The 9,220-nt window shown below is 66.9% G+C and carries 6 protein-coding genes; 1 reads left to right on the top strand and 5 read right to left on the bottom strand.

The genetic code is table 11. The features are described from left to right. Positions 1-383 precede the first annotated feature (383 nt). Positions 384-899: a hypothetical protein gene (locus ACWEVO_RS20410; protein WP_452309107.1), complete on the bottom strand. Its 516-nt coding sequence runs from the start codon at positions 897-899 to the stop codon at positions 384-386. Positions 900-1,189: 290 nt separating this feature from the next. Beyond that, a complete protein-coding gene (locus tag ACWEVO_RS20405) occupies positions 1,190-1,618 on the bottom strand; it encodes a hypothetical protein (protein ID WP_452309106.1) in 429 nt (142 codons plus the stop codon). A gap of 3,328 nt (positions 1,619-4,946) precedes the next feature. Between ACWEVO_RS20405 and ACWEVO_RS20400 the strand changes: the two genes are divergently transcribed. After that, positions 4,947-6,344: an IS1380 family transposase gene (locus tag ACWEVO_RS20400; RefSeq protein ID WP_452309105.1), complete on the top strand. Its 1,398-nt coding sequence runs from the start codon at positions 4,947-4,949 to the stop codon at positions 6,342-6,344. Positions 6,345-6,488: 144 nt separating this feature from the next. Here ACWEVO_RS20400 and ACWEVO_RS20395 read toward each other — a convergent pair whose 3' ends face one another. The 3 genes from ACWEVO_RS20395 to ACWEVO_RS20385 form a co-directional block, all read right to left on the bottom strand. Next, complete coding sequence (locus tag ACWEVO_RS20395; RefSeq protein ID WP_452309104.1) at positions 6,489-6,983, bottom strand: N-acetyltransferase family protein; 495 nt, start codon at positions 6,981-6,983, stop codon at positions 6,489-6,491. 180 nt (positions 6,984-7,163) lie between these two features. Continuing rightward, the gene (locus tag ACWEVO_RS20390; protein WP_452309103.1) at positions 7,164-8,459 is read right to left on the bottom strand and encodes a hypothetical protein; all 1,296 of its coding nucleotides are present in this window, start codon (positions 8,457-8,459) and stop codon (positions 7,164-7,166) included. Continuing rightward, positions 8,456-9,142, bottom strand: a complete 687-nt coding sequence (locus ACWEVO_RS20385) for a GGDEF domain-containing protein (protein WP_452309102.1) — start codon at positions 9,140-9,142, stop codon at positions 8,456-8,458. The genes ACWEVO_RS20390 and ACWEVO_RS20385 overlap by 4 nt, the downstream gene beginning before the upstream one ends. Between the last annotated feature and the right edge of the window lie 78 nt (positions 9,143-9,220).

Here is a 9,220-nt window from a genome sequence, read left to right as displayed (position 1 = left end):
ATCACTAGGCGTAGGAACCTTCATGATCACTGATGCCTGTGCCCGTCTCCTACCCGCCCGATCCCCACTGACCTATTTGCGCGGCCTCTAAGGGTGGCGATCAACTCGGGGAGTTGAAGCGGAACTTAGACGGGCGATCGCGTGACCTGCGGTGACATCATCGGCGCGCTGGTCACGCCCCGCCTTCGACTCACATCGTTCTCCGCCTCTTTGTCGACGTTTCACACTGTCTTGTGCCCCAGGTGTGCCCCGGACGACGCCTTGACCCCCAGGCAACCAACAACGGGCCGTGACCTGCCATCACACCAGGGCGAAGCTGGCGCAACGGTCCTTCGACGTCCGTGGGCGTCCACGACTGTCCGCGCCGATCGTCCCCCAGTTAGTCACCCACCAAGGGGCTGCGTTGTGCCCTCGCCGGGCAATCGTGGGTCGGCCAGCAGCACGACACGGTCCGCTTTTACATCGAAGCCGAGCACCGGATGTCCGTAGTCGCCCTCGGGAGCCATCAAGACCGGCTTGCCCAGCCTGCGCCCAATCGCCGCAAAAAACTCGCACAGCATGTCCAGTCGCTGCTGACCTTGCAGTTCCCGTAGGTCGATGTCGAAGTCGATCTCGACCGCCGAGTACGGCCAGAAGTTGACCAGGACGCCGGGAACCGGCCACACCCGAAAGATCGGCAGCTCAGCGTCAGCGGGTCGCGCCAGTACTTCGGTTGCTGGAGGAAGTGGTACGACCTGGTTACCCACCGAGTACTCCCACTCCCAGCCCTGCGTCTGGAGCAGGTCGAAGACCGTCTGCCAGTCGTCCACCGAGGCATCTTCGACACGCACGTCTGGCAACGCACCCATCAGGTCCGGGTCGAAGAAGTTCTTGGCGTCGTCCCACACAAGGTCAGGCACCCCGTCATCCTGGCTGACCGGCGATGAGGACGCAGCCCTATTGCGCCACCGCGCGCTTGCGTCTTGTAGCTCCACCGCGACGACCCCTCGCTTGTAAGTTCTGGGCGCGTCGTCCGGTGGGGTCCGTCCGCATCCGCGACCTCGGGCGGCTGTCTGCGCCCGGCCGCTGGCCACTGCGCTCGTCCGAGCCCGTTGCTGTCACCGCAGCTGTCGGCAGACACCCCAACGGCGTGGGGTGGGCGCTAGCGATCCTCACATCAGCTCTGAACGGCACCAGCCGAGGTCCTTACTTATCGCGTCGGCGAGTCGCGTTCCAAGCGCTCCAAGTCGCGCTCCCAAACGGCGATCAGCCCTTCGCGGATGGCGTCGTCGGTGACGCCCTTGCGTATCCAACCGATCTCACGGTGGTCGTAGCGAAGCACAAACACCAGTTCAAGGTCGCCTGAGATCTCCTCCAGCCACGCCACCAGCCAGCGGAGCTCGGCAAAGAGGCTTCTTTCCATCGCAGGCGTCACCCATGGTCCGGGCTTAGGAAAAGCGTACGTGAGCCCGATCTGCCGCGCGCCACCCGAGTCGACCTCGTCGAACGCTTCCACGCACCCGCCAGCCCAGCTCAGGCTGCCGCAATCGCGCTCGTAGGCCAGCAGGAAGCGGTTAACGTCCCTGTCGTCGAGGTGTCCCTCGCTGCAAGCGATCAGCTCATCTAGCGGCACCGGCATGATTCGATCCTAAGGACAGCCACGGGGATGCCGGACGACTGCGCCCGAGGGCTAGCCAGCGCCACCGACTCCTTGCCCCCCAGGCAACCAACAGGGCCACGTAAGCTGTTGTTCCGTGGCCCTTCGTCTGGAGTCGCGGTCCGTCATCGTCCATGCTTGTCCACTGGCGTCCGCGCCTATCGTCATTCGGTTAGTCACCCAGCCGGCAATCGGACGCGATCGCGGTCAGCTCAGCAAGCTGCTCCGGTGAGGGCCGCAACGGCGCGCGGATGTCTCGCACGTAGGCCGCGCGCTGCTCCTCGTTGGCGTCATGCCACCACTTACCTGCTCGGGGAAGGTGGGCACCGACGGCCTCGACGCGGTGAGGATGACCGTCGGCGTTCCGCCAGTCATGCCACCCCTGGCCCGGGTCGGCGGCCTCAAGAGCATCGGCCAAACGGTGCTGGATAGCAGCGGTGAAAGGCTGCCAGCGTAGACACTCCCGAGATCGTCGGACTTGCACTCCATGAGCATCCGATGAAGCGCCAGAACCTCGTTGTAGCCCTCGATACGCACCGTCTCCACATCCACCGCTCAAGCTTGCCCGATGGCCTGCACGGTCAGCTTGGAAGGTGCATAGCCCCAGCTTGGGAATTGGGTTGAGTCGCTGCCTCCCGGCCTGGTGCTCCCTGGTCGTTGAAGCATGAGCGACTCGGTCAAGCTCTGCGATCGACCTCCGCTGGCCGATGTTGACCGCTGTATCGGGCACGGATCGGGCACGGGCTCAAGGTGGGGCTGAGCTCGAACCCCGAAGGCCGCGGGCAGTCCGAAGATCGGCTATAGGCAGTTGCCGTTTGACAGAAGGCCCACCGCCCGCTGGGCGCCGGCACCTCCGGGCACCGACTCCACGTAGCCGACCACGCACACCGCTTCGAACTGTGCCGCGTACAACAGAGAGCCGACCGGAGCGGGGTCACCTTCCCGGGCCAGTCGCGCGTCGACGGCCGACGCCCCGGTTCGCGCCAGCCAGAGCCGCGCCGCGTTGACGTCCTGTCCAGTAGGCGGATGCGATGGTGGCCGGCGCGCGCACGTGAGGTCGTTGGACGAGGTGCACCAGCCGGCATGAGAAGCCGCGGTACGCACTGGTTCGGCCACGTGCTCGACCCCTTGACGTTGATCGTCTGAGATGGGGGCTCGACGGCTACTGTCTCGCGCGAGGTTGCCACAGAACGAGGCGCGATCCTCCCCAAAGATCGGACACCCGATCTTGCCATCCTGCGGAGCGTTCGGAGCTACCGCGGCATCGCGGCGACTCCACCACAGGCCACCAGCGGCAGCCATCAGCAACATCGTGACTACGGCGGCTGCCAGGAGCGCCAGACTAAGACGCTCGACGCCCTGCCGTTCACCCCGAGCCCTCGATGCGGGTAGGCCGATACCGTCATCCACGGTATGGATGGTAGACACATTCAGATGCTCGGCGGCCTTCGCGGCGGGCGACCGCTCGACGGCTGCCGGCCGGATCGCTGCCTAACGGCTCTGCCTTGCAAAGGCGGGTGACGGGCGCTGAGCGTCATCGACAAGCGGCAACGCTAGTCGTCTTTCACTCAGCGCCCGTCGTCCTCTGTCAGGGCTTACCAACGGATATCACCGCTTCTGCTGGCTTCCTGCTGACGCTCCGGCGAGCTTCACCCCTTCGTCCTGCGGACCTGGCGCGCCCACTGGTCCCTGCGAGCTAGCGTTAGCGACGGGTAGACCAAATTCAGGCATACTCCGGCCGTACGGTTACCCGCCGGCCCCCGAGAAACGTCTTGTAGCGCTCCCTACGCTCAAACGAGGATAAGGGCCAGATTGCAGGCCGCCCGATCTCTTTACAGAGGTGCAATATCTCGTCCTGCGGCATAGCCACGCCCACATGAGCGCCATACGGGTTCAGAGTAGAGTCGAAAAGGACTAAATCGAGGGGCCTGATCGAGTCCAAGGTGACGGGCTCCAGCTCGATGGCTGACCAAAGCTCACTGGAACGCAACGGCGGCACGCAGAGATCGAATAACGCCAGGACAGAGTAGGCATACCGCTGGCAGTTCGCACCCGCGCTCAGCGGGAAAACCGGGCGGGACTGCGGATGACGGGTACCGTCGTAGGGCGCATCCCAGACCCACGACGGCCACCCACCGAGCGGCGTGGGCCATCCCGGTGTCGGACCTGCCAAACGCTCATGCCGAAACCCCATGGCTTCGTCCCTATCGCTCATGACGTCCAACGTAGGTCGCGCCTCAACCACCGTTAACCCTGCCATCCCGATGCTCACTGGTCGACCCTGGTCCCTGCCGGCTGCTGTCAGCCTGTCGGTGCAAAGCCCGGTTGCCGCCGAGTCACTGCTGCTGCTGATGCTTGCCCCTTGAGGGCCAATAGGAGTGAGGCAGGGCTCGGCGGCCCGGCGTTGAGACTGGCGATAGGGCCATGCGCTTTGAGCGCCGTGCAGTGAGCGACCAGCACCAACGCTGCTACCGGGAACCCCCTCGGGACGAGCGGACGCAGGGTTGCCGTGAAGATCGGGTCAGTGGCCGGGATCGATTGGGCGTCGCAGGTGCATCGCCGTGTCCGGTCTCGGGACCTGCGTGACACATCGGTATCAGGACCTTCGTGACACTCCGCCGGTGCGGTTTTCTGTTCTACAGCTATGGAGGAGCGGGAAAGGAACCTTACTTCGGCTCACGTCGTTGGATGCGTCTGCCTCCGAACCAGTAGAGGCCGAAGTAGACCAGAGGCGCCCAGATGACCAACCAGATAGCGAGGGTCATCACCGGATGTTTCCAGCCGGTCAACAGCGCGGACAGCAGACCACCGATGACTGCGGCAAGGATGGTGGCCGCTACCCTCCGCCAACGATTCATGGCCCTGGTATTCCCAGATCCCGATCGAGCTACTCTCCGCCAGCGAATCGAGAGCGCTCCCTACCGAGCGCGCTCGAGCGTCGCGCTGGTCTCAGGATCCGCGCGACATCGCCACGAGCCCGGACGTGACAGCGAGAGATCGTCTAGCCGAACGTGCCACCCAGGTCCCGAGCCTGATCCGTCACGGAGGTCCCGAGACCCGACATCGCCGGCAGCCGGCGGCCGACAACCCGGCGGCTGCGCTTGACAGATGGGTTAGACGGTCTCCCTTTTGCTGGCTACCGACGGTGCGACGTGCGGCTACAGGCCCTCGGCTGCCAGCCCACCACTAGCCTCGGCCCTTCGTTAAGGGCTGTCCAAGGAGTGGACCGAGAACGAAGAAGTGCCTTCTGATCAGGGAAAATAGGGCTTGTCGAGAGTCCTGTTGACCCGTCACGGAAGGCACTTGCTGGGTGAAGGTTACCGCAACACGTCCGAAGATCATGGTGACCGGGGGTGGGCGGGGCGTGGTCGGTCATGCCGGTGCCCGCCTGCTCGCCGACCTCGCTGATGCGACCGGGTTGACCAGCGCGTTCAGTCAGGCCCTGGCCGAGCTGCGGCATCGGCAGCGCGGCCACGACCCGGGCCGGATCGCCGTCGATCTGGCGGTGATGCTGGCCGACGGCGGCGAGGCTATCGCCGACCTGGCGGTGCTGCGTAACCAGGCCGGCCTGTTCGGGCCGGTCGCCTCCGACCCGACCGCCTGGCGGCTGCTGTCGCAACTGGACGAGGCGGCACTCGCCGTGCTGCGGTCGGCTCGGGCCCAGGCCCGCGAGATCGCCTGGGCCCAACACTTCGACACCCGCGGTGACCTGCCACAGGCCTCCGCGGCCGGCCTGCCGGTCAACGGGCTGATCCTGGACATCGACGCGACGATCGTGCTCTGCCACTCGGAGAAGGAATCGGCGACTCGCACCTGGAAGAAGACCTTCGGCTTCCATCCGTTGCTGTGCTTCCTGGACAACACCGGCGAAGCCCTCGCCGGGCTGCTGCGCGAAGGCCGGGCCGGCTCGAACACCACCGCCGATCACATCACGGTGCTCGACCAAGCCCTCGCCCAGATCCCCGACCAGCATCGGTATGGCACCCCGATCCTGCTGCGCGCCGATTCGGCCGGTTCCAGCCAGAGGTTCCTCGCCCACATCCGATCCTTGCGCGACCAGCACCTGGACATCCGGTTCTCCGTCGGTGCCGCGATCACCGAACCAGTGCGTGAGGCGATCCGGGCCGCGACCGGGTGGGTTCCTGCCGTGGACACCGACGGTGACCTGCGCGAGCATGCCGAGGTCTGCGAGATCACCGGCCTGTTCGACCCGACCGGCTGGCCCGACGGCACCCGGTTCCTTGTCCGCAGGGAACGCCCGCACCCCGGCGCCCAGCTGTCGCTGTTCGACACCATCGAAGGCTGGCGGCATCAAATCGTCGCCACCGACACCCCACCCGGCGGCGGCAGCGTCCAGTTCTTGGAGGCCCGCCACCGCGGCCACGCCCGCGTCGAGGATCGGATCCGCTGCGGGAAGAACACCGGCTTCGGCCGGTTCCCGTCCCGGCACTTCGCGATCAATCAGGCCTGGCTCCAACTCGCCCTGACCGGCATCGACCTGCTCTCCTGGACCCAGGTCCTGCTCTTGGACGGCGAGCTGGCCACCGCCGAGCCGAAGAAGCTGCGCTACCGGCTGCTGCACGTCGCGGGCCGGATCACCCGCACCGCCCGGCGAACCCGCCTGGCCATCGCCGCCAACTGGCCCTGGACCGACGCCCTGACCAGCGCATTCAGCAAACTCGCCGCGCTACCCCGACCTACCGGCTGACCCCGGGCTTCACGCCACGACCAGCAACACGGAGGAACCCGGCCCCGCGCCGGGTCCTCAACATGCGACCAAAACAGCGACAACCACGCGAATCAGTCCCATCGAGAAGCGGCTATAAAGCCACACTCAAGTGAAAGACCGAGGCTAGCCCACGAGGCTCTTGGCCATAATGCGCTCGCGGCGCACGCCGTCGGGCATCAGATCGCCGAGTTCACCCGTATCACGGAAGCCGTTCCGCTGGTAGAGGGCCCAGGCGTTCGTGTTGTCCTCTACAACCGCCAGCCGCAGCGTCCGCGCGCCCACCAGCTGGGCCCATTGCTCAACTGCCTGTACGAGATGGTCGCCCACCCCTTGGCCACGTCCCACGGGCGCCACGTACATCGAAATCAGCTCCACGACCCCGTCATGGTCGGTCGGCACCCCGCTGGCCATCCCGACCGGTTGCCCGTCGAGCATCGCCAGAATGTTGTACGAGCCGGGGATGGCCAATCGATCGCGCCAGCGTTCCTCGCGGTCGCCGTCGCCCTGCCAGTCCGCCAGCTGCGAACCGAACGCATACCCGGCCTCCGCCAGCGCAGCGAGCCGCAGTTCCCGCCACATCTCCCAATCGCCCTCGCCGAGCACCCGTGTATCGATCATGCGGAGAGGGTTCCGCAGGGGTGGCCAGCCAGGCAACCCGGTATCCGGTGACACCGCGTGACGAGTAAGCGCTGTCGGACGGCGAACAGACGTTGGAATCCCCGCCGATGCTCGGCGATGGAGCTCCTCTGCTGCCGGTGGCAGGGGCCAGTCCGCCCCTGCCACCGGCGTCGTCGCTACCTACTCACGACCGTCCGGCTTCGGTCGTCGGCTGCTGAGCATGCGTACGGTGGTGCTGAGCTTGATCGGCGCATCGTCGGGACCTCTGAGGAACGGGTGGATGTAGACGGGGCGGCGCAGTGATCGGCCTGGGCCGTGGGCCTGGTTGCGCCAGTGGCCGGACACCCAGAACCGGCTGGTCTGGGCGAGCTCGGTGCCGTCCGCGGTCGCTCGTCTGACTGGCGGTGGAGTTGGGCGGCGACCGCGGATGTGCACGATGCGTACCTCCGGTATGGGTCGCTTGGCCCGGGCGTAGGCCTTGGCGACCGCTTTGTTGACTCCTGCCGTCGTGATCTCTGCGGCCTTCTGCGCGGTGAGGAGCCATGTCGCGACCAGCGCTTCAGCAGGGCGGTCGCCGGTGATGAGGTGCTGCCGGGGCACGTGGGCTGCGCTCATGGGTGCGAGCCAGCCGACCTGTTCGCGTAGCCGCTGCAGCGGTTTGCCGTCGAGGCCGGCGCCGATGGTGCGGTAGAGGACCAGGTGCCAGCCTTCGTTGGTGTCGGTCCAGGACGCCGCGGTGAGCTGACGGCGTGTCACTGGGCGCGCCCAGATGATCAGGCCGTTGGTGGAGGGAAGGAGGTCGCGGTCGAAAGGTACGTCAGGGAGTTGGGCTGCGGCGTGCTCGGCAAGGTCGGTGAAGTCGTTGTCGATCCAGTACAGGTGCGACTGGTCCAGGCCGGCGGCGATCTCCGCGCGTGCTTCGGCGATCCGTAGCGCCGCAGGCAGTTCGTCGGGGCTGCGGTAGAGGCGGCTGAGCCGGTCGCGAACCTTCGGCACCTCCGCGGCGGTGATGGTGGTCGCCGGCCACGCGGTGGTGGTGATGAGCGTGCGGCCGGGCAGTCGGGCGTCAAGGAACGCCCGGTGCAGTTCTTCAACGCGCTGTCGCGCCTGCGGGTGGTCGCTGAGGCCGAGCGCCCGGGCGGCACGGTCGACGACCTTGTCGTGGCGGCCGTCGTCGATGTGGGTGTGGCAGGCGGCGCAGGCTGCCCAGGCGTGGCCGAAGTTCTGAACGAGTCCTGCGGTGGGGCTGACGGCGATGGCGCTGACGTTGCCGCCGTGCAGGGTCCAGATCGGGTACGGGTCGCCGCAGAAGTCGCAGCTGCGGTGGACGGTGTCGAGCCGGCTGACCGGTACCGGGGTGGGGTTGTGGCCGTCGGTGGCCAGGTGGGCGGGGTGTACGTAGGTGGGTGGCATGCCGAGGGTGTTCAGCGGGGCGAGGCAGACCTGGCAGGCCATCTCCTCCCGCGGGGCGTTCATGCCGTCACCTGGCCGGTGTGGTGACGCCGGTCGCGCATGCGCGGTCCGCGGCGGTGCTGCGCGGGTGGCATGGTCATGCCGGGGCGGTAAACCGCGTAGCGGCTGCGGCTGTTGCGTTTGGCGTGGTACATGGCGATGTCGGCCCGGTGCAGGCCCACCTCGGTGAGGCAGTCGGTGGTGTCGGCGAGGGCGAGGCCGACACTGGCGGTGACGGTGAGCGTGACCGTGCCGTCGCCGGCGGGGAGGGTGACGGGTTGGGCGATGATCGTGGCGAAGGTGTCGGCGACGCGCTCGAGGTCGTCGGTGCGGGCCGGTAGGAGCGCTGCGTACTCATCGCCGGCAAGGCGTGCAGCGGCGCCGTCGTGGAGTGCGGCGAGGTCGGTGATTCGGTTGCCGACGGCGATCAGGAGGTCATCGCCGAGGTCGTGGCCGTGGGTGTCGTTGACGTGTTTGAAGTCGTCGAGGTCGATCAGGGCGACGACGAGCGGCTGGGCGGGGCTGAGGTGGGTGAGGGCGGCGTGCAGGCCGGCGCGGTTGAGCATCCCGGTGAGCGGGTCGTGGGCCAACGCCCAGGTGGCGTCGGCGAGTTTGGTACGCAGGCGGTGGATGATCGGCCAGGTGGTGAGGGGGCCGAGGGTGAACGCCACCACGCTGATGGCGATCAAGGTCAGTGGTAGGGACACTGGGTTCCTCCTTCACTGGAGAACCCGGGACGCGATCGTTTCGTAGGCGCGCGCGTCCCGGGTCCGGATACGACGACC

This window comes from Micromonospora sp. NPDC003776 (assembly GCF_053605645.1).
Note: the sequence above shows the minus strand (reverse complement) of the source record. Positions and strands in the feature narration are given on the sequence as shown.